The 21,470-nt window shown below is 55.7% G+C and carries 18 protein-coding genes; 8 read left to right on the plus strand and 10 right to left on the minus strand.

The features are described from left to right. Positions 1–71: 71 nt before the first annotated feature. Positions 72–575 carry an A24 family peptidase gene (locus QMQ05_RS03650; protein ID WP_345473087.1) on the plus strand — a complete coding sequence of 168 codons (504 nt, stop codon included), beginning with the start codon at positions 72–74 and terminating at the stop codon, positions 573–575. A gap of 4 nt (positions 576–579) precedes the next feature. Further along, entirely contained in the window at positions 580–1,044 is a 465-nt protein-coding gene (locus QMQ05_RS03655; RefSeq protein ID WP_345473089.1) for an NUDIX hydrolase, read from the plus strand. A gap of 86 nt (positions 1,045–1,130) precedes the next feature. Here QMQ05_RS03655 and QMQ05_RS03660 read toward each other — a convergent pair whose 3' ends face one another. Together QMQ05_RS03660 and QMQ05_RS03665 are read right to left on the minus strand one after the other, a co-directional pair. Next, positions 1,131–2,846, minus strand: coding sequence for an MDR family MFS transporter (locus tag QMQ05_RS03660; RefSeq protein ID WP_345473091.1), 1,716 nt, complete (start codon positions 2,844–2,846; stop codon positions 1,131–1,133). A gap of 33 nt (positions 2,847–2,879) precedes the next feature. Further along, positions 2,880–3,485: a TetR/AcrR family transcriptional regulator gene (locus QMQ05_RS03665; RefSeq protein WP_345473092.1), complete on the minus strand. Its 606-nt coding sequence runs from the start codon at positions 3,483–3,485 to the stop codon at positions 2,880–2,882. A gap of 173 nt (positions 3,486–3,658) precedes the next feature. Here QMQ05_RS03665 and QMQ05_RS03670 point away from each other — a divergent pair, with 173 nt between their 5' ends. After that, the gene (locus QMQ05_RS03670; protein ID WP_345473093.1) at positions 3,659–4,231 is read left to right on the plus strand and encodes a GNAT family N-acetyltransferase; all 573 of its coding nucleotides are present in this window, start codon (positions 3,659–3,661) and stop codon (positions 4,229–4,231) included. Positions 4,232–4,305: 74 nt separating this feature from the next. Here QMQ05_RS03670 and QMQ05_RS03675 read toward each other — a convergent pair whose 3' ends face one another. The 3 genes from QMQ05_RS03675 to QMQ05_RS03685 form a co-directional block, all read right to left on the minus strand. Then, complete coding sequence (locus QMQ05_RS03675) at positions 4,306–5,718, minus strand: class II fumarate hydratase (RefSeq protein WP_345473094.1); 1,413 nt, start codon at positions 5,716–5,718, stop codon at positions 4,306–4,308. A gap of 131 nt (positions 5,719–5,849) precedes the next feature. After that, positions 5,850–6,479: a carbonic anhydrase gene (locus QMQ05_RS03680; protein ID WP_345473096.1), complete on the minus strand. Its 630-nt coding sequence runs from the start codon at positions 6,477–6,479 to the stop codon at positions 5,850–5,852. Positions 6,480–6,546: 67 nt separating this feature from the next. Further along, positions 6,547–7,230 (minus strand): DUF4245 domain-containing protein, encoded by a 684-nt coding sequence (locus tag QMQ05_RS03685; protein WP_345473098.1) that lies wholly within the window; start codon positions 7,228–7,230, stop codon positions 6,547–6,549. Positions 7,231–7,375: 145 nt separating this feature from the next. Between QMQ05_RS03685 and glpX the strand changes: the two genes are divergently transcribed. Beyond that, the gene (glpX, locus tag QMQ05_RS03690; RefSeq protein WP_345473100.1) at positions 7,376–8,410 is read left to right on the plus strand and encodes a class II fructose-bisphosphatase; all 1,035 of its coding nucleotides are present in this window, start codon (positions 7,376–7,378) and stop codon (positions 8,408–8,410) included. A gap of 99 nt (positions 8,411–8,509) precedes the next feature. On the opposite strand, the gene manA is transcribed toward glpX, so the two are convergent. The 4 genes from manA to QMQ05_RS03710 form a co-directional block, all read right to left on the minus strand. Then, the gene (manA, locus tag QMQ05_RS03695) at positions 8,510–9,718 is read right to left on the minus strand and encodes a mannose-6-phosphate isomerase, class I (RefSeq protein ID WP_345473102.1); all 1,209 of its coding nucleotides are present in this window, start codon (positions 9,716–9,718) and stop codon (positions 8,510–8,512) included. A gap of 65 nt (positions 9,719–9,783) precedes the next feature. Continuing rightward, positions 9,784–11,415 (minus strand): LCP family protein, encoded by a 1,632-nt coding sequence (locus QMQ05_RS03700; RefSeq protein WP_345473104.1) that lies wholly within the window; start codon positions 11,413–11,415, stop codon positions 9,784–9,786. Between the two features lie 18 nt (positions 11,416–11,433). Beyond that, complete coding sequence (gene purE, locus QMQ05_RS03705) at positions 11,434–11,964, minus strand: 5-(carboxyamino)imidazole ribonucleotide mutase (RefSeq protein WP_345473106.1); 531 nt, start codon at positions 11,962–11,964, stop codon at positions 11,434–11,436. Between the two features lie 75 nt (positions 11,965–12,039). Then, entirely contained in the window at positions 12,040–13,200 is a 1,161-nt protein-coding gene (locus tag QMQ05_RS03710) for a 5-(carboxyamino)imidazole ribonucleotide synthase (RefSeq protein WP_345473108.1), read from the minus strand. Positions 13,201–13,375: 175 nt separating this feature from the next. On the opposite strand from QMQ05_RS03710, the gene QMQ05_RS03715 reads away from it, so the two are divergent. Next, positions 13,376–13,945 carry a GtrA family protein gene (locus QMQ05_RS03715; protein WP_345473110.1) on the plus strand — a complete coding sequence of 190 codons (570 nt, stop codon included), beginning with the start codon at positions 13,376–13,378 and terminating at the stop codon, positions 13,943–13,945. Here the strand turns inward: QMQ05_RS03715 and QMQ05_RS03720 are convergent. Then, complete coding sequence (locus tag QMQ05_RS03720; RefSeq protein ID WP_345473112.1) at positions 13,942–14,670, minus strand: TIGR03089 family protein; 729 nt, start codon at positions 14,668–14,670, stop codon at positions 13,942–13,944. The two genes, QMQ05_RS03715 and QMQ05_RS03720, sit on opposite strands and share 4 nt — an antisense overlap. A 288-nt stretch (positions 14,671–14,958) precedes the next feature. Here QMQ05_RS03720 and QMQ05_RS03725 point away from each other — a divergent pair, with 288 nt between their 5' ends. From QMQ05_RS03725 to QMQ05_RS03735, 3 genes are read left to right on the plus strand one after another with little or no spacing between them, the layout of a single operon-like run. Continuing rightward, positions 14,959–15,483, plus strand: a complete 525-nt coding sequence (locus tag QMQ05_RS03725; RefSeq protein ID WP_345474617.1) for a WhiB family transcriptional regulator — start codon at positions 14,959–14,961, stop codon at positions 15,481–15,483. After that, the gene (locus tag QMQ05_RS03730) at positions 15,429–18,959 is read left to right on the plus strand and encodes a glycosyltransferase family 2 protein (protein ID WP_345473114.1); all 3,531 of its coding nucleotides are present in this window, start codon (positions 15,429–15,431) and stop codon (positions 18,957–18,959) included. Before QMQ05_RS03725 ends, QMQ05_RS03730 begins: the two co-directional genes overlap by 55 nt. After that, positions 18,959–21,463 (plus strand): DUF5719 family protein, encoded by a 2,505-nt coding sequence (locus QMQ05_RS03735; protein WP_345473116.1) that lies wholly within the window; start codon positions 18,959–18,961, stop codon positions 21,461–21,463. Before QMQ05_RS03730 ends, QMQ05_RS03735 begins: the two co-directional genes overlap by 1 nt. Positions 21,464–21,470: the final 7 nt, after the last annotated feature.

Genomic DNA, 21,470 nt, shown 5'->3' on the forward strand with positions numbered 1-21,470 from the left:
GAAGCGCCTGAATTATTCACAAGGGCGAGCAAGTTATCCCGTCACTTTCGAATGATGCCTATGCTCTATACATGTCAGAGATTTGGAGCGTTGCCCAGAGTGGGCCGGTTGAAGGCGTCGTCGTGGCGCTCCAATTGCTCTGCTTTATTGTCTTTGGATTTTTGTTGTCCAAGGAAGATATTTCTAGCCATCGTTTGCCGAATCGACTCGTAGGCTATTGGTTCCTCGCCAGCGTGGTTCTGATTTTAAGTTTGGGCGCTAGCCACTTTGGCCTTCCGGGGATTCTGCAAGGATTCTTAGGCATGCTGTTCCTCGGCGGCGGGTACCTGTTGATGAGTCTGATCAGTGCCGGAGCTATGGGAATAGGTGATGTAAAGCTGGCCGGAGTCCTCGGCTTGAATCTAGGAATCTATTCCTTATCCGCACTCTTCCTGGCCACGTTGCTAACTTTTGTCGCGGCGACGCTCTGGGTGATTGGGGGAGTGATTGTGCGTAAATTGACCCTCAAATCGGCGGTACCGTTCGGGCCGTTCATGATCCTTGGAGCATTTGCGGTGCTGCTTGTGGCACGATGAAAATATGGCAACTCCCGAATTCATCAGTAACCTTCGCACGCATATAGGTCATGAGATGCTCTGGCTTTCAGGGGTGAAAGTCGTCGTGTTCCAAGGCGATCAAGTGTTGTTGGTACGCCGAGCTGATAACGGTCTATGGACATTGCCAGCTGGCATCATTGATCCGGGAGAAGAACCCTCGCACACCGCCCAGCGTGAAGTCCTTGAAGAGACCGGGGTGAAGTGCGAGGTGACGGACCTGATTGGAGTAGGAGTGACAGCCCCAACTGTCTACCCCAATGGAGATCACGCTCAATATCTTGATGTCGTCTTCAAAGCCCGCCACCTCTCTGGCCAAGCGACAATCAACGACGACGAAAACTTGGAAGTGGGCTACTTCGATTTGCAGGATCGTCCGCAGCTTCCACCGCTTCATGAGCGTGCGTTGTCCTGGGCTCTTGATCCTCGTCCAGGCGGCTACTTCGCCTAGCAAAACCGTAAAAGCCTCGGGGCACGAACTGAACAGTTCGTGCCCCGAGGCTTTCTAGCGACTAGCGCCGGTAATGTACCTGAACGTTATTTCGTTTCCGGTAGGTCGCCGTCTTCTCTAGTTCGTTCGGCAACTAGGAGATTACCTTCAGACTCCATTGCGGTATCGGCAATATCTGCAGTGTCAGCCTGTCCCGAGCGCTGGGCTTCCTCGAAGGCGATAGCTTCTTCGCCGCCGATAGCTTCGCCACGAGCCACCATGCCTGCGGTATCCGACAGAGGTACCTGCTTGAGGAGCAGTGCCAAAGCAAACGCCACAACCAAGAACGGAATCAGGTACCAGAAGACTGGTGCCAAGGAGCTGGCATAGGCATCCACGATGCCATCACGCAAGGCGTCTGGCAGTGAAGACAGGGTCTGCGGATCCAAGGTAGAGGTCGCCTGACCAGCATCAGCTGCGCTGGCTCCCGCACTGGAGAAGACCTCAAGGAGCTTCTCGGAGAGACGGTTGGTGAACAAGGCACCGAAGATGGCTACACCCAGGGAAGCGCCTACTTCACGGAAGTAGTTGTTGGTGGAGGTCGCCGTACCGACCATCTCTGGGCCGACAGCATTCTGAACGACCAAGACAACGACCTGCATGATCAAGCCCATGCCTGCGCCGAGGACGAACAGGTATACGCAGATGAGCCATAGTGGGGTCTGTGCGGTCAGGGTAGTGAATGCCAGCATGGCTGCGATGGTGACGATGGTTCCGGCGATCGGGTAGCCCTTATAGCGTCCGGACTTGGAGATCGCGATACCGGAGTAGATGGAAGTACCCATCATGCCGACCATCATGGGAACCATCAGCAGGCCAGAAACGGCCGCCGAGGTGCCCGAAGACATCTGCAAGAAGGTTGGCACGAAAGCGATGGCCGAGAACATGCCGATACCAAGGGTGAAACCGATGGCGGTGGCGTTGATGAAGACCTTGTTCTTGAACAGGCTCAACGGAATGATTGGGTCTTCGGCCTTAGCCTCAACCAGGACAAAGAGCGATGCTGCAATGATCAGACCTGCGCCCCATGCCCAGGTTTCCATAGCTGACCAACCGTGAGCCGACGAGCCGCCGAAGTCGGTGAAGAAAATCAGGCAGGTCGTGGCAATCGACAGCAAGAGCACGCCGAGGATGTCGATCTTCTTTTCTGCCTTCTTGTTAGGCAGGGTCAGAGCGAACCAGGCAATGGCAAACGCTGCGATACCCACTGGGATGTTGATGTAGAAAGCCCATTCCCAAGTCAGGTGGTCAACGAAGAAGCCACCGAGCAGTGGACCGGCGACGGCCGACAAACCGAAGATGCCGCCCAGTGGACCCATGTACTTACCGCGCTCGGAAGCTGGGACGATATCAGCGATGATGGCCTGCGAGAGAATCATCAGACCACCGCCACCTAGACCCTGGATGGCACGGAAAACCACAAACATCCAGAACGTGGTGGAGAACGCCGCACCGAGGGAAGCCAAGGTGAATAAGGCAATGGCGATCATGAACAGGTTTCGACGTCCGAGAACGTCACCGAACTTGCCGTAAATTGGCATCACAATGGTCGTGGCCAAGAGGTACGCCGTGGTGATCCAAGCCTGGTGCTCAACGCCACCAAGCTTGCCAACGATGGTTGGCATCGCGGTAGAGACGATGGTCTGATCCAGGGATGACAGGAGCATGCCCGCGATCAGTGCGGAAAAGATAATCCAGATGCGCCGCTGGGTTAGTACCAGTGGCGCATCACCCGGGGTTTTCCGGGAGCTGGTGGTAGTCATTAAGATCCTTGCGAGATGTGGTGGAAAAGGTAGTTAGTCGTTGTTGTTGCGGCGAAGTGGCTGGCCCATGATGCTCTGCATCCGCCCCATGAGCTCCAAGAACTCCTCAGCCAGCGGACGCTGACCGGAACCTGCGACATAAGCTTCGATGGCTTGGTGGGTGGTGTGTTTCAGGAGGTGCAAAAGACTTGAGAGCAGCGGATCTTGTGGATCGATTCCCTCTCGCGAGGCGATGAGCTCACGAAACTCTGCTTCTTTTTTAGGCCCAGACTGGATCATGTGTTGTAGCAGTTCTGGCTCACGATGAGCGATGGTGAAGAACCCGTGAATGCTCACGATTTCTGCCTCATCAAAGTTCAGTCGCTCGACGGACATCTCCACTAAATCAGCCAGCAGGGTTGGAGAAACTCCGGTGATGCCTTTCGGTCGAGCTTCCATGAAGCGTTCGATGAAGCCTTCTGGCATGGCATCGGAGTCATGACCAAAGACGGCATCGACCTTGCTGGGGAAGTAGTTGAAGAATGTGCGGCGTGAAATGCCCACTCGTTCGCAGACCTGCTCAATGGTGAATCCGCTAAAGCCGAACTCCGCTGTGAGATCACGGCTATGGCGCGTGATGGAGGTTCGAGTTTTTTGCATGCGCCCGCTCAAGGTCGGTGCCTTGCAAGGCACACTCACTTCGCGTTTTGCACTATCTTTCATATAGTGCAGTATTGCACTCTGCTATGTAGAGTGCAACTTAAGTGATGTGGAACATTTTCTTCTTCGCGCCTCTAAATACGAGATGCCAGATCGATCGGTATTAAGCTGGCATGATGAATCAGATACGCCTCCAAGAACCATCCGCTGACCTGCATGATTCATTTATGCAATGCACAGCCGAATGGAACGGTGTAGACCAAGACGGTGCCTCGATGTTCTTCGCCGAGAAATACGGCTGGGACCTGGCCAACCCCAGAGACTTTGGCTTGTGGGTGCAACTGCTCAAAGATTTAGCCAATCCAGATTTCGCACCCCTGCCGGGATTCGTTTCACAGAGCACCCTGTGGGTCGTGGAAAACGAGCAGTACTTAGGCGCAGTGAGTTTGCGACATGAACTAGGCAACGACTATCTCAAGGAAGTCGGCGGCCATATTGGCTACGGCATCCGGCCAAGTGCCAGGCGCAGGGGCCTAGCCAAGCTGGCGCTCGCCGGAGCGTTAGAGCAGGCACGTGACCTTGGCTTGCCACGAGTTCTGATTACCTGCAATGACTCCAACATTGGATCGGCGCGCACCATTGAATCCTGCGCAGGAGTACTTGAAGGCATTAGGCCCCATAACGAGGTTGGCCCGCTCTTTGGTGTGCAAGGCGATGTGCGTCGTTATTGGATCACGCTGAAGTGAACGAAGTATGGCCCGTCGCTATCCGAGATCATTGATCCGAATAGCGACGGGCCATTGTTGCTATGGCAGAAGCGTTAGTGCTTGCCCACCATGGTGGAGACATCAAGTAGTTCATCAAGCTGGGCCTCGGTGACCTCACCGCGCTCAACGAAGCCCAGAGCAACTGTTGCTTCGCGAACGGTGAGACCCTCGGCCACAGCCTTCTTGGCAATCTTCGCCGCGTTCTCGTAGCCGATGAGCTTATTCAACGGCGTCACGATAGATGGCGAAGCTTCAGCCAGGAAGCGGGCACGTTCAACATTGGCCTTGATGCCATCAATCATCTTCTCGGCCATCACGGTACTGGTGTTAGTCAGCAGACGGATCGACTCCAATAGGTTCGACGCCATCACAGGGATGCCAACATTCAACTCAAAGGCTCCATTGGTGCCAGCCCACGAGATCGCGGTGTCATTGCCAATCACTTGGGCAGCGACCTGAATGGTGGCCTCAGAAATCACCGGGTTGACCTTACCTGGCATGATCGAAGAACCTGGCTGCAGATCCGGTATGGAGATTTCTCCGAGACCGGTGTTTGGACCAGAACCCATCCAGCGCAGGTCATTAGCGATCTTGATCAGCGAGATGGCGATGGTGCGCAGGGCGGCTGACGCCTCGATGAGGCCATCACGGTTGGCCTGTGCTTCAAAGTGATTGCGGGCTTCGGTAATGGGCAGCCCGGTATCTTCACGAAGGAATTCCAAGACCTTCTGTGGGAAGCCTTCGGGGGTGTTGATGCCCGTGCCTACTGCAGTGCCACCTAAGGGTACTTCAGCAACGCGAGGTAGGGCTGCTTCGACTCGCTCGATGCCGTAGCGCATCTGAGCGGCGTAGCCACCAAATTCCTGGCCCAGCGTGACCGGGGTGGCGTCCATCAGGTGCGTACGACCGGACTTAACAACATCCTTGAATTCAGCGGACTTTGCTTCCAACGCGGTAGCTAGCTGGGACAGTGCGGGGATCAGATCGTTGATCAGTGCACCGGTGGCAGCCACATGGACCGAGGTTGGAAAAACATCGTTGGAGGACTGGGAAGCGTTGACATGGTCGTTGGGGTGGACCTCGGTGTCGCTGCCTTTCGTCTTCAGTGCTCGGGTGGCCAGTTCGGCCAGAACCTCATTGGTGTTCATATTTGAACTGGTTCCCGAACCAGTTTGGAAAACATCAATAGGGAATTGGTCGTCATACTTACCGCTGGCGACCTCTTGAGCGGCATTGCTGATCGCTTCGGCGCGTTCAGCATCCAGTACGCCCAAGGCCAGGTTTGCCTGTGCGGCAGCCTTTTTGACCTGAGCCAGAGCCTTGATGTGTGATGACTCTAGCGTCTTTCCTGAGATTGGAAAATTCTCGACCGCGCGCTGGGTTTGAGCGCGGTACAAAGCCTGAGCTGGAACTCGGACTTCACCCATGGTGTCATGTTCAATGCGGAATTCGTCACTGTTAGTCATGTGCCCAGATTACGCCTTGAATGCAATTAAAGGACAGAAGCCTGACGTAAATGTCACATTCATGGGTGAAGTACGACTAAATGGGAATAAAAGAGCGATCTACAAGGTGGTTCTCACCCAGTGGATGTTCCTTAGTCCAGCCCCAAGCTTGAAACCAGCTGTGCCCGACCATCGTGAAGGTGATAGGTCACGCCAGCAACCGCGGTGCGTCCCTCTTCGATAGCCTGCGCAATGATGGTGGACAGATCAACGAGGCGGTCCGTGGTCTGCTTGACGTGCTCTACCCCGGTGCCGTTAATATCGGTGATTCCCTTACGCTCGGCCGCGAGTACCGATGGGGTGATGTGCTCGACTAGGTCGCGGACGAATCCCTTGGGCATTTCGCCGGTTTCTTTAACCGTGATGGCACTAGTGATGGCACCACAGTTGTTGTGGCCCAAGATCACGATCAATGGAACGTTGAGTTTGTCAACGGCGAACTCCAGTGAACCCAAGCTGGCGGGATCGATGACGTGCCCTGCTGTACGTACGACAAACATGTCGCCCAGTCCGGCATCGAAGATGATTTCGGCAGCGAGGCGCGAATCGGAGCAACCGAAAATCACTGCATAAGGTTCTTGGCCGTTAAGCAGTGACTGGCGTCGGGCGCTGTCCTGGTTAGGGTGTTCAGTATCGTCGTTGACGAAACGGAGATTTCCAGCGTGGAGCTTTTCCCAGGCCTCGTTTGGCGAGAGGGTCCGGGCGGTTGATTCAGTTGGCATAGTCAAAATTCTACGGGAAGATGTTCGACTATCGAATATTCGGTGTCAGAATGTTGTCATAAACTGATTAGCTCAATGTTGATTCGGCCAGCTTTGCAACATTCTCAAGCTCTTCTTCAGAGGTGTCAGTCGAGAGGATCAGGGTTGAATCTTTTTGCTCGGAAATCAGGTAAGTGGTTTCGTCCTTGGCGCGAACTTCCCATTCCCAATCGCCGATGGTCTTGGTGCCGGTGGGAGTAGCGGTGTCTGTAGTCAAAGCGATCCATGTTTGGTTTGCTTCAGCAGCCTGACGCACCCAAACAAAATCCTTATTGTTCGAAACGATGCCGAACTCCCAATACGGCACGCCCTGAGCGGTGTTTGCCTGCCAACGAGCAAAATTGGCGTACTGTCCGTCTCTCAGATCTGGAGCGAAGACATCAAAGTCAGCGATTTGTTCCGTTTGCTCGGCCGTTTGTTGCAGGTTTACCTTGCTCTCGAAGGCCTCGTCCTTGGGAGCTGGGTTGAGCAGCACCAAAGGGATAACAACAGCGAGGGTAAAACCGACCGAGAGCACCATGCCCTTGAACGTTTGATTAGCTCGCTTGGCCTGCTTCTCGGTGAGCTGTGGCTTAAACGGCAAATCGTCAAAGGTTGCTTCTGGATCATTTAGATCACGGCGTGACGAAGGCTCTGCTTCGGAAGTCTTCTCCGATGGCTCGTTTCCTGGCACGGCGTTTCCACTGTTGTTCTCAAGTTGCACGTCTTCCATTCTCCCCGAATATTCTGTGTAATTCGAACCAGCGTGCCACATCCCACGTTGTCTTCATCATGGAATGACGACACGAACTGTCAACGGAATTTCTAAGGGGATAGAATAGGGATGTTTGCATAGGCGCAATGACTACGACTCAGTGATGGGATCTTTCGTGACCGAAAAGAACAATTATGCCCACCTTTCTCCGCGACTGTCGGTGACCGACGCGGAACCGGACCGCAACCTAGCACTGGAGCTGGTGCGAGCTACCGAAGCTGCCGCTATCGCATCCACACCGTGGGTTGGATTCGGCGACAAGAACGCAGCTGACGGTGCTGCAGTGGATGCAATGCGCGGTCTACTTTCCACCGTGAACTTTAATGGCGTTGTTGTCATTGGTGAAGGTGAAAAAGACGAAGCCCCGATGCTTTTCAACGGGGAACAGGTTGGCAACGGTAGCGGCGCAGAATGCGACGTAGCCGTAGACCCGATCGACGGAACCCGTTTGACCGCACTGGGTTTGAACAACGCACTGTCCGTGTTGGCTGTGGCCGACCGTGGCTCCATGTTTGACCCTTCGGCAGTGTTCTACATGGAAAAGCTTGTTACCGGCCCTGAAGCCGCAGACCTCGTTGATCTGCGACTGCCGGTCAAGCAGAACCTGCATTTGATTGCCAAGGCTAAGGGCAAGAAGATCAGCCAGATCACCGTCACCATCTTGGACCGTCCACGTCATGCTGGGCTGATCGAAGAAATCCGTGAAGCAGGTGCCCGCACCAAGCTGATCATGGACGGCGACGTAGCCGGCGCCATCGCGGCCACCCGCGAGGGAACTGGTGTTGACGCGTTGATGGGTATCGGTGGAACCCCAGAAGGCATCGTGACCGCCTGCGCTATCAAGGCACTGGGCGGTGTCATCCAGGGTCGCCTGTGGCCTACGGATGATGACGAAAAGCAGAAGGCCCTGGACGCCGGCCACCAGCTGGACCGCGTTCTGACCACCAACGACCTGGTGACCTCGGATAACTGCTACTTCGCAGCCACCGGCATCACCGATGGCGATCTGCTGCGTGGCGTGCGTTACAAGGGCAACCGCATCAGCACCCAGTCGATCGTGATGCGTGCGAAGTCCGGAACGATTCGTTTTGTTGAGGGCGAGCACCACCAGGACAAGTGGGAAGCTTACACCCGCTAAATCTTGCTGATAACGACGATGGCCATGAACCTTTCAAAGGTTCATGGCCATCGTCGTTTTTTGGTTCAATTCGGTCCTGCTGCAGAACCGAGCACTGCTCTAATCGATCTGCGCGCTGGCAGCGAAGAGCTGTCCGCTGTCCTCACCTTGAAGCGTTGCTGTCGCCGGAAGCTCAGCAGCGGTAACGAATAGCGACTGCCCACGAGTGATGCTTCGCTCTCCCTCTTGGGTCTTGATCAAGAACTCGCCGGAGGTGCAAAGGATGACAGCGGCACCGTGCAGCTGAAGAGCCGATGCGAGGCCAGCATCCTGAGGATCCAACACCTGCAACTGGAACTCTTCGAATTCCGGCTTGAACAGACGATCATGGTTATCCAATGAAATCGGTTCAAGAATCGGTGCAGGGGAGGGCTGGGAAATGGTGACATCCAACAGCTCAGGGACATCAATGTGCTTGCTGGTCAATCCACCGCGAAGCACATTATCCGAGTTCGCCATGACCTCGATGCCCAAACCACGCAGGTACGCATGAACGTTGCCAGCGCCTAAACTAATGGCCTGGCCAGGCTCCAGGAAGACCAGATTTAACAGCAGTGCGACAAGCACTCCTGGGTCTGAAGGGTAAATCTTGTTGATCGACACCAGCTCGGCGAAGTGCACGTTAGCCTGCAACTGCGCCGAGTCTTCGATGGCACCACAAATTGCCTGTACAGTCTCGGCGATAGGTTCTCCGGCGGTTAGCACGTGCTTAAAGGTGGCAGTCAGCGGGTCTTGATCTTGCAAGCAACCGATGATGGTTTCGATTTCACCGGTCTTATCCGCAGGAAGCTGTGCAGCAAGCACGCGCAAATCATTGATGATCTGGTTGGGCTGGCGGAAGCCAGACAGTGCCACAAAGTCAGTGAGTGCATAAAGCATTTCTGGCTTGTGGTTATCATCCCGATAGTTGCGGTCAGCCGCGTCGAGCGGCTTGCCGCTCTCATTTTCCAAGGCAAAACGTTCTTGGGCTTGCTTGAGGGTTGGATGCGTTTGAATCGACAGTGGCTGGGTTGCCGAGAGAACCTTGAACAAATAGGGCAGGCGGCCAAATCGTTGCGCAGCTGTTGCACCTAGTACTTGTTCTGGATCTTGGGCAATGAAGTCATGCAGTGCAATGTCTTCATCAGCCAGTCGGCTAGGGCAACCTGGGTGCGCGCCTAGCCACATCTCTGCCTGCGGGGAGGTTTCCGCAGGCAGATTCAGCAAATCCGAGATCTGAGACTCAGAACCCCAGTGGTAATCCCTTATCGCGTTTTTCAACTCGAACACGTTGTTTGACCATAGCCTTTCAAGAACTGTGATTGGGTTGCGTTGCGGTCGGGGGGCTTAACCGTTTACGGAACAGAGCATTCGTCGTTATTAGCGGCAATCTGTGAAATGCGGGTGGTGTACCCAGCCATTTCCAGCTGTACCAAATATTCCTCAGTGATGGGGCTACCATCAGGCTGCGTGAATTCTTGTTCGCTACCGTTGGAAAGCTTCGGAGCGTTATTGATATCGCTAGAATCGTCGCTTTCTTCACTTGCCGAGCTCGTAGCTGACTCGGAAGACTCTGCAGACTTCGAAGAGTCTTCACTCTTCTTAGTGGACTCAGACTTCTCAGTCTTCTTCGTATCGCTCTGGGACTGCTTAGCAATCACGGATTGAATACGTTCTTGAAGTTCATCAAAGTCTGGGTAGGTAGAGAAATTTCGGGCAAAGTCGGGCGCGCCCAACGTCAGTCGGGCCATCGGCTGTGAAGAAACCTTTTCAGCCAGGGACACGAAGGAGCCAAGCTGGCCAGCAGGAATGTTTGTTTCCACCAACTGCTCACCGGCAGACATGATGCTGGTGAAGTTCGTCAGAATGGTCTGTGGCGTGAACTGCTTGATAATGGCCTGCTGCAGGCACTGCTGACGCTTAATGCGGTGGTAGTCGTCGGTGAAGTCACGCGAACGAGCAAACCACAGGGCCTGCTTGCCAGTGAAGGTCTGGGTGCCCGGGGCAAACCAGTGGGTGCGCACGGTGCTGTTTTCATAACGCTTACCGTTGTAAGGAACCCAACCACCGGAATTGATGGTCACTCCACCCAGCGCATCCACGAACTGCTCAAAGCCAGCCATATCCACCATGACGTAACCCTGTACAGACAGTCCGGTGGTGCCTTCCAGCGCATCCATCGCAGCCTGCGCGCCCACGTTCTTCACAGTTGAAGGGAAAGCATCGGCATGCTGGTCGACAGCATTTCGGTAGATCGCGTTGAAGATGCACTCATCACCACAGTTATAGCCATTTGGCCAGAACTGCTTCATCGGTGAGTCATCGGAGAAACGCGCATTCTGGAAGTTACGGGGGATCGAGATCAGCAGGGTCTTACCGGTCTTGGCATCCACCGAAAGTAGTGCCACTGAGTCGGTACGCACACCGTCACGGTTTGAGCCGGAGTCGGCACCAAACACGGCGATGTTGTAGCGACCGTCAACTGGGTCGAAGGCTGGTCCTTCGTCGAAGACCGAAACAATGGTCTCGCGACCCGTGTTCAAGATGGACGCACTATAAATAAACACGCCACTGGTGGCCACGACCGCAGCCAGGGTGAAAACGGTGACGATGGCGCGCATGCCAGGAGCAAGCATTTTGGGCCGAATGATCACCAGGGTGTTGATGAACATGATGAACCAGCCAACGGCCAGCGTGCCGAGCACGATGATCAAGAACATCTGGAAATTCGGATGCGCGACCCAACCCAAGAGGATCGAGCGATCGATGAAGTAGATGGCCACGATGCCAAGGATGGCAACCCAGCACAGCATCGTAATGGAGACCGCAAGCCTTCCGAGCTTCCGATTACCGGCGATCAGCTGAGCGCTGCCGGGGAAGAAGATGGTCAGAAGGACCAAGATCAGCGCACGTTTGCTGCGTTGCGGAGCGCTAATCGTCTCCGGCTGGCGCAACGGACTTGGTGCGCGGTGACTGGCAGAACCCATGTACTTGTGTGACTTTCCCTAGGAGGCGAAATTCTCGTTGGCAACTTCTTCGCGCAGTGCAGCGCCCTTAGCGTAGGCTGACTCGCGCAGAGAATCTGCGAACTGAAGCAACTTTACCTGTAACGACTGTGCAAGCTCGTCAGTTCCGGCGGCAAGAGTGCGCACAGCCAACAGGCCAGCGTTACGTGCTCCACCGATGGATACGGTTGCGACGGGGACTCCTGCTGGCATCTGAACGATGGACAACAGAGAATCCATTCCATCAAGTTTAGCTAGTGGAACTGGAACTCCGATGACAGGAAGCGGGGTAACAGCTGCGAGCATTCCCGGCAGATGCGCAGCGCCACCGGCGCCGGCGATGATCACGCGCAGTCCACGTTCGTGAGCTTTTTTGCCGTACTCGATCATTTCGGTAGGCATCCGATGAGCAGAAACCACGTCGGCTTCAAAAGGAATTCCAAACTCGGCAAGGGCCTGGGCTGCCAGTCGCATGACAGGCCAATCAGAATCCGAACCCATAACTAGGCCGACAAGAGGTGTTTCGGTCATCAGAAATATCCTTGTGTGTGTCGTTGATAAGAGTCGCTGTTCAGATGTGAACAGCGACTCTTACTGAAATAGAGGTTAGTTTTTAGAATCCACGCCGTCGCGGATCAGCGCGGCAACTTTGTTAGCTTGCACGCGAAGTTCATCCACCGTTTGCCCAGCGTTTGCCACCACGTTCACGTGCCCAATCTTGCGACCTGGGCGAACGGACTTGCCGTAGGCATGAACTTTCACCTCTGGGGCCGCGGCCAGTGCAGCGCTGAAAGCTGAGAAGAGATCTTGGTTGGCACCACCGAGATAGTTCTTCATCACGGTGACCCCCAGTTCACGGGTCTCACCCAAAGGCAGATCCAGCACTGCACGCAGGTGCTGCTCGAACTGGCTGGTGACTGATCCGTTCATGCTCCAGTGCCCGGTGTTGTGCGGACGCATCGCCAACTCATTGATCACAAAGCCTGCGCCGTGGCCCGGAGTTTCGAAGAGCTCCGCAGCCATAACACCGGTGACACCAAATTCTTCAGCAATACGCAGGGCTGCCTCAGCGGCGCTACGAGCGATGGCAGGATCGAGGTCTTGAGCCGGGGCAATGACTTCGTCGCACACACCATCAACCTGGATGGTGTGAACTACTGGCCATGCCTTGGCTTCGCCTGAAGGCGTGCGGGCCACCAATGCGGAAAGTTCGCGGGAGAAATCGACTTTGTCTTCAGCCAGTAGTGGGCCGTTGGCAAACCAGTCGGCGGAGTCCTTGGCATCCTGAACGTTATCCAGCATGCGTACACCCTTGCCGTCATAGCCACCGCGTGGGGTCTTGAGCACAATGGGCCAGCCGGTTGCTTCACCAAAACTGATGAGCTCTTCGACGTTTTCTACTTTGGCCCAGGCAGGGTTGGGCAGGCCTAGACGCTCAATGGCCTGGCGCATGACCAACTTGTCCTGCGCGTGGATCAATGCGGCCGGGCGCGGCTGGATGTTGACCCCCTCATTGATCAGGGTGGTCAAAAATTCATTGGGGACGTGCTCATGGTCAAAGGTGACAACATCTTTATCCTTGGCAAAAGCGCGCAAGGTCTCTAAATCTTTGTAGTCACCTACCGGTGCGTCCGGCACACTCCGGGCAGCCGAAACGTCAGGCCCTTCGGCCAGAATATGAAGTTCAAATCCTAGGTTCAGGGCCTCAGGGGCCATCATTCGGGCTAGCTGCCCGCCACCAATCACACCAATTTTTGGAAAGCTCACGTTATCAAGGGTATCGAAAGCAGGGTGTAGATTCGCATGCGAGATGTCTGATTACTCTCACAATTCGGTCAATCCCCAGAAATTACCGATAAAATAACTAAATCGCGTGCGCCGAGTTGTAGTTTGCGCGCCCTGTAACTGTTAGCCAGACGGGAAATTTTTCCCTGGAGGACCCTTGCTCGAACGCATCAAATCAAAAATTGCCGGACTCATCTCGCTGTTCTGGCGTGAAGTTGCGAAGTTCGGCGTCGTTGGTGGCGTCGCGTTCGTCATTGACTCGGGCATCTATGTCTGGCTACTTCATGGCTCAATGAGCGACTCGCAGGTTAAGGCGAAGATTGTTGCCGGTGTCGTGGCAACCATCTTCTCGTGGGTAGCCAACCGCTACTGGACCTTCCGGCATCGCCGCCAGGCCAACGTGGTGCGCGAACTGGTGATGTTCATCATCATGAACGCCATCGGCTTGGGTATCGCCGCCGCCTGTGTGTGGGTCACCAAGTACTGGCTGGGTCTGACCGATCCGACGTCAGTGTTCATTGCTGGTTCGGTTGTTGGTTTGATCTTGGGTACCATCTTCCGTTTCTTCGCCTACCGCTTCTGGGTCTTTGGCAAGGAAATGGATCAGGAAGAAGAATTCGCCCACGATCACGAAATTCTTGGGCTGCCTAAAACCGATACCGGTGCTTCAGCCGATGGTTCCGCTGAATCAACCGATACCGGTTCCATGCCTAGGGCTCTGCGCTAGCGGGCAGGTTCGTAGTCGAAGCTGATCCGTTCGCCCTCGCGCAAACGATCAGTAACTTCTAGACCATCCTCAACGAGCACTACAGCGTCACCGGCAGACCACTGGCTAACTAAGTACGGCAAGAGGGTCAGTACAGGCTGTTGGGCGCGCACCAAGATCGTGCCGCGAGCTTCCACGGACTGCCCAAAAAGTTCGTCGAGTGTCATCGCAATCCCGACATTGCTCTTCAGTGCCATCGTGGTTGAAGAGAGCGCTGAGGGATAAAACTGGTCACCATACGAACGCACCGAAGCATTAAAGTCCTCTGCAACGGCACCGAGATCTGAGCCGAAGGACAGCGCGAGAGCTGCCGGGTTCACGGCGAGGATCTCACTGCTTGCAGGGATGTGCTCATCTTGTGGTGTGGCAGTGATCCACAGTGTTGCTTGGGCGGCATCTTGATGCTCGGCATCAACCAGGGTGGCTCCGTGGTGCAACGCGGCTAATGCCAGGACGAGGGACTTCCAGTTCGCGGTGAGATCAATTACGACGGTACTGTCTTCGTCGAGGTCAAAAAGGTCGCTGAGCAAATTGGCGCTTTTGGCTACCCAATTGTCAAACACTCGGCCCGAAAGCTCGATGCGTTCTCCGCTCAATGAATGCCAAGTGAGCCACGGCGTAGCTAGGGCTCGGCGCGGTGCAAGTAGTTCCTCGACGAAAGTTCCTTGTCGTTGATTGCTGCTCATTGAACGTCCTTTAAAACTAGATACTGAGAATTCACCGAGAATTCAGGGAAGTGGAGACTCGCCCGTCTCATCTGCCTGTTTTAACGGCGTGTTGTGCCGAGAGTTTCCTGAGAAGTCTTCTTAGAATGACCTCCCCACTTGACTCTAGCGGAGTTACACCGATGTAATTAGAGGGTGAGTCCGGCGGGATCCATCACATTCTCTAGATTGATGGAATAAATGCTGCCGGATGGTTAGGGATCATAGATGACCCTACCCACTCAAACCAATCGAAAGGTCAACATCACCATGGCGAATCTGGAGCAGGGGTACTCCGAATTTTCGACCTCGGCTGTGGCGTCCGCTCAATACGGGCTCGAAGACGCACCGTCAGACTGGTTTGTCGACCCTCAAGCCGGTGAATCCGCACGTGTCGCAGTAGCAGCTGATCTTGAGACAGCAGCAGATAACTTTCTTAAAGAACACGACACGGCACCAGATGCTGAAGAAATACCTTCAGTTGGCTCCTGGGCGCCTGAGCTTGACGAGGACGATGAAGTACGCGACACCATCAAAGCCGTATGGCTTGGTGTTGGCGGCGAAGTTGATGAGGGCGAACTGGGCTGGCAGGCCCGCGCACTGTGTGCGCAAACAGACCCGGAAGCGTTTTTCCCTGAAAAGGGTGGTTCAACTCGCGACGCGAAACGTGTCTGCGGCGCATGTGTTGTACGTTCCGAATGTCTAGAATATGCCTTAAGCAATGACGAGCGCTTCGGCATATGGGGAGGGCTCTCAGAGCGCGAACGTCGCCGTCTACGGAAACGAGCAATCTAATTCGTCCGCCAATTCACGTCACCGCCATCGTTGCCTCGCACGATGGCGCTGACTTTTTACCACGCACTTTAGCCGCACTTCGCAACCAGTCGCGGCCCATTGAACGCTTTGTCGGAGTGGACGCTTCGTCCTCCGACGCTTCACTGGAGGTACTGCGGGCCAACCTGCCTTCCAACGCGGCTCTACTAGTCGCGGACGAGGGGTCCTTGGGCCTCTCGCTGGAAGTTGCCGTCTCGCAATTGCCTGAAGCACGCCAAGACCGCGACGAATGGCTGTGGATCATCCACGATGACTCGATGCCAGCACCAGATGCGCTCGAGCACCTCACACGGACGGTTGAAGCTTCTGAGTCCGTGTCCATTGCCGGTTGTAAGTTGTTGGACATCGATAACCCACGTCACCTCGTTGAGGTGGGGTTGAGCGTTGACCGTAAAGCTCAGCGCCTGACCATGATCGATACCGACGAAGTCGATCAGGGACAGTACGACGGCCGCAGCGACTACTTCGCAGTATCCTCGGCTGGCATGTTCATCCGCCGTGAGGTCTTTGAAGACCTCGGCGGATTTGACCCGGCCATTCCCGGCCGTGGTGATGATGTCGATTTGTGCTGGCGAAACCGCCTGGCTGGACACCGCGTGGTGGTGGTCCCGGCCGCAAAGATGTACCACCAGGTTGAGGTTGTTAACTCCCTGGCTGGACCACGCGAAGCCAAACGATCAGAAGTCTTCCAACGCCTGAAGTTTGCTTCCCCGTTGGTATTGCCATTCCTATGGATTGGTCTGCTATTGAGCGGCATCGGCCACTTACTGGTGGCGCTGCTGGCCAAGGACCCCGGTCATGGATTCAGCCACCTCGGCGCAACGCTACGAGGCCTGTTCACCCCGGGCAAGCTCGCTAGCTCACGCCGAAACGTCGCCGATATTCGTCAGATTCCGCGCCGACAGGTGCGCAAGCTGATGACGTCTGCGTCCCAGGTCCGCGAATACCGTCGCAACCTCAATACTGGCCGCGACGACGCAGATGTTTACGGTGACGGTAGCGGTGCAGATGCCACGGTTGAACCCAGTGGCGATAACTTCTCGGATTTTGTGCGCATCGCCCGTCCACCGCGTACCACCGCGGTGCTTTCTTTGATCCTGGCACTTCTGCTCTCCGTAGCGGCCTCCATGATTGCCTGGCGAAACGTCATTGGCGCTTCAGCACTCTCCGGTGGTGCCCTGCGTCCGTTCTCGCAGAGCACACAAGAAATCGGCGCCAACGCGCTGTCGTGGTGGCAGAACATCACCACCGGTCTAAGCGCACCGCCAGATAACTCGGATATGTTGTTCTGGCTGTTCTCACTGGTGACCTTTGGCCATGCCAACCAGGCTTCCGCGTTCCTGTTCCTGGCTGCGATGCCACTGGCCGCGTTCACCGCTTGGTGGGGGATCGGAGCCGTGAGCCGTTCACGCGCCGTACGATTCTTCGCCGCACTGATCTGGGCACTACTTCCGTCCTTGACCTCCTCATTGGCCTCGGGTCGAGTTGGCTCAGCCCTCGTGCATATTCTTTTGCCACTGTTTGTTCTCGCAGTACTGCGTTCTATGAACGCACACGTGGGTGTTGAAGGGGCCAAACCTAAAACACCTAAACAACGTTCCGTTTCCGCATGGACTGCCTCGGCTTCAGCAGCCCTCTTATTGTGGGCAATTTCCGCAGGTTCCATGGCGTTCTTCCTGACCCTGACGGTGCTGATCTATGTCCTGGCCCTCAGCGCGCTGCAACGAGCTCGTAGCCTGTGGTGGATTCCTTTGCCAGCGTTGGTCTGGAACCTTCCACTGTTGATTGCTGCGTTGAGCGAATCGCGTTTGCTATTTACCGAACCAGGTGCAGGTACCGCGTTTTCACCTGCGTCCCCATGGCAGATGTTGCTGGGCTTCCCAGAAGCATTTGATCCGCAGGCCGGTCTGGTGGGCTGGGACATGCTCCCAACTGGTCCGTGGGCACTGGTGGCAGCACTATTGATCGGTGCGCCGGTGATCGTCTTGGCCGTCGTGGGAACGCTGAGCTCAGCGTTCAGTAACAGCGTGATCATGCGTCGTAATTCGCGCCGCTTGCTCTTCGGCGCAGTCCTGGCATTGGCAGCAGGCTGGGGTGTTGGCTTTATTCCGGTCACCATGGATTCGCACACCACGGTCACCGCCTACACCGGACCTTTTGTTTCTTTCGTAGCCTTCGCCTTCATGGCATCAGCAGCCAACGCTCTAGCAGCGTTGCGACAAGAAGATAAGCCACGCGCTCTTCGCGCCGGTGCTTCTCGTGCGGTTCTTGGTTCAATGGCTGTCCTTGTAGTCGTGGCAGTTCTGGCATCCGGCTCGGTACTCTTGGCGACCCAACTGAACCCCACTGCGTCTTCAGAATCATTGACCAAGCTGGTGAACACCCAACAGGTGAGCTCTTCGCAACCACGGACCTTGCCGGCCACGGCTGCTGATGCTGGTCGTTCGGAGTTTCAAGAACGCACCCTGGTGCTCAGCCCACGTTCTTCCGGTGAAATAGATAGCCAGCTGGTTTCCGGCTCCGGCGAAACCTTGGACAGCATCAGCCGGTATTCACAGGTGAAGCAACTCACCGGTAGTCTGCTGAACCCGGAACGCAATGAAGGATCCATTACCGCTTCGGTACAAAGCAAGGCTGTTGCCATGCTCCTATCCGAATCTGCGCTGGATTCTCGTGATTCCTTGCGCGAATTGGGTATTGGCTACATCGTGTTGAACGAAACCGGCGAATCGGTGCCCGCCACTGTGCGCACCCTGGATGCTGCCACCGGCTTGGCCTCGGTAGGCCAGACTGATAGTGGCTGGCTCTGGCGTGTGGATTACGGCACCTCAGCCGACACCGAAGGTACTGGTTTCGCACGCATCATCGACAAGGACGGTGCCGTAACGGTACTGCCAAGCGATCATGGACGGATCAATAAGGTTCAGGTCCCGGCTTCTGATTCGGAACGTACTTTGGTGCTGGCTACCGCAGCTGATCCAAAGTTGCGCGCCAGCCTTGACGGTGAGTCACTACGCTCGGTGGCTTATCCAGAAGATTCTGAGACCCGCTGGGCACAGGCCTTTGAAATTCCGGCTACCGGTGGCGAACTGACGTTGTCGCACAAGGAAACCATGACGACCCCAATGTTGATCCTTGGTGGCGTGATCTTACTGATCACGGTATTGCTGGCCATTCCAGTGCCTAGCTCGCGTCGCTTTGCGAACTATCGCAATAGTGACTATCGATTCCGTGAGCCACGTGCCGAGAATGAGGAACTAGCGGACGGTTCCGAAGTTCTTGCCGCGGCAGAAGTTCAGGGCCCTTCCACAGCAACTGGTACTTTGCCACGTAGTCGCCGTGAAGCCCGCGAACGTGCCAACGAGATCAGAGAAAACTTGACCCCGAAGCTCAACGACCGAATTTCGGACGATGAAGCCGAGCAGGAGAAGAAGTAGTGAGCGACGAAAAGAACGTGAACTCAGCGGATTCTGCTGACAAGCCAGTCGAACAAGTTCCTGCGCCAAAACCAGTGGCTAAGTCCGAAGACGGCGCTCAAAGTCCACAGCCGGTTTCTGCCGCGCTGTCCAGGGCTGAGCAAAAGGCCATCAAAGCCAAAGCCAAGGTGGATGCCAAGCTGGAAAAGGCTCGCGCCAAGGAAGCACAGCAGCGCGCCAAGGCCGAAGCTAAAACTGCTGCCAAGGCTGCGCAGCAGGACACGCAAGACAAGCAGGACCCTACCTCGAAGGACTCTGCCAAGCCTGCCGTTGCTTCGACCCCAGAGGCAAAGACAGAGCCAACCAAGGAATCGGATCCTTCGAACAGCAACAGTGATGCATTGAAAACCGCTGCAAAAACTGATGCAAAAACCGATGCTCCATCCGAAGCTAAGGCTGAGGAGAAGGATCAATCTGATGTTGTTCCTGCACAAGATTCAGCCGGCGTCATTTCAACAGATGAGCCGGTGAACTCCAGTTCTCAGGCCGAGCCTAAAAAGCCTGTAGAAGAGAAAAAGTCGGCTACACCGGCGGATGACAACGCTGAGAAGGCCACCGAAGCCAGTGAGTCTTCGCAAAGTGGTTCGCCGGCCGTAGCTCCTGCCGTGGCTGTAACCGCTGCAGCAGCCTCCAAGGATGCTTCAGCACCGGCCACCAGTACCTCGGCTTCAAAGGAAACTGCATCCACCGATCAGGAACCAGAGAACGCTAAGGCAGCAAAGCGTCGCCGCAAACTAGAAAAGATTCGAGCAGCCGAGGCAGCTAAGGAAGAGCAGGCATCAAAAGCCCAGGCCACCGAAGCTAACACCGACAGCAAGGCCACCGACAAACAAGTCAGTGCTCGACGCAAAAAACTAGATAAGGCACGCGCCGCTGCGAGTAAGGACGCGGCTACCGCGTCCACGCGCAAGAAAACCGGTGCATTACTTTTGAGTCTTGCTGCAGTACTCGCTGCCGGTGCCGTCGTGGGTGGCGGGTCGCTCATTGCTCCCAAGGCTGCGGAAAAGACCCTACCGGCGGCAGTGACCAATCTGCCAGCCGGTGACGCCATCAGCATCTGCGCGCCAACACCGCAACTACTTAAGGGCGTTGACGGAACGGATCCGCAGTTTACTGCCGGTGCCAAGGACGTGGCCAGCAACCTGCGCAGCGTTGCTGTCTCAGATTTGGCCAAGCGCATCCCGGGTTCTTCATTCGCCAATCTTGATGGTAGCTCGCAGCGTTCACTGACCGATCGCATCGCAGAAGCCGACGCAGCTGAAGCGCGCGGATCTGACGATGCCGGGCAGACGGGGCGAAGCAGCAAGATCTCCACGGTGAATGATCTTGATAAAGCCCAGATGTACTCGCTGCAGCCACTAGGCGGTTTGGCCTCTGAAGGTAGTGCACTGCGTAGCTACCAAGCCAAGGATGGAGACCTGGCGGGCCTGGCCACCTCAACCTGTCAGGCACCAGCATCTAACTGGCGATTTACCGGGCTGCAAACCAGCACCGGTTCTACCAGCCTGATGAACCTTTCGAATCCAACGCATACCACTGCACAGATTTCCGTGCGCTTGCGTGGACCTGAGGGCCTGATTGATACTCCGACCTTGCAGAGCATCGTGCTTGCTCCGGGGGAGAGCCGCACCTTGGTGCTCGGCGGTTATGCCCAGAATATGGATTCGGTCTCTGCAGAGGTCACCAGCATTGGTGGCAAGATCACCGCGTCGGTACAGCAGGCAGCATTGCGTGGCTTGACCCCTTCGGGTGTTGATATGGTCGCTGCTAACGCTTCGGCATCTAATACTCAGGTCATCCCGGGCGTATGGATTGATGAGAAATCAAATGTTGACGCGCTGAGCAAGGACGATAGTTCGCTCGTGCCACAGTTGCACGTCTCGGCCACTGGTTCTTCTGGAGCTGGGTACAAGGTCAAGGTTCTGGGTAAGGACGGTGAAGTCGCGGCCAGCTTTGATGACAATCTGGCAGTGGCCTCCAACGCCACCGATATCCAAAGCCTGAAACAACTTGCCGGCGGCTACTACACCATCGTGGTGGAGTCCGATGCCCCGGTCACCGCATCGGTACGTATGGTCCGTGGTAGTGATCCGAAGGACTCCTCGGATACCGCATGGGCAGCAAGTTCCAATGTGCTTGCCGGAACGCAGGCAATGCCGCTCCCAGCCAATGGCACCGGAAAGTTCGCCTTGGCGGCCGTTGACTCTGACTCTTCGGTTGAAGCCACCGTCGTGAGTAAAGACGGTAAGCTCAATAAGAGCACTAAGCTGGAGATTAACGCAGGTTCAAGCATTGTGTTTGACCCTAAGTCCGTAGCGGATGACGCGCAGGCAGTGATTTTCTCGACCGACGCGAATACCTACATTGGACAGCTGACTCTCAGCTCCGAACGGACTATCGCTTGGGCTGCCATGCCCCAGGCTAATGCCGGTCGCGACGGCATTGTGGTGAATATCGGCGGGTAGCTTCCCG

The sequence above is a fragment of the Glutamicibacter sp. B1 genome, from assembly GCF_039602135.1.
In the GTDB taxonomy this organism is placed as follows: Bacteria; Actinomycetota; Actinomycetes; order Actinomycetales; family Micrococcaceae; genus Glutamicibacter; species Glutamicibacter ectropisis.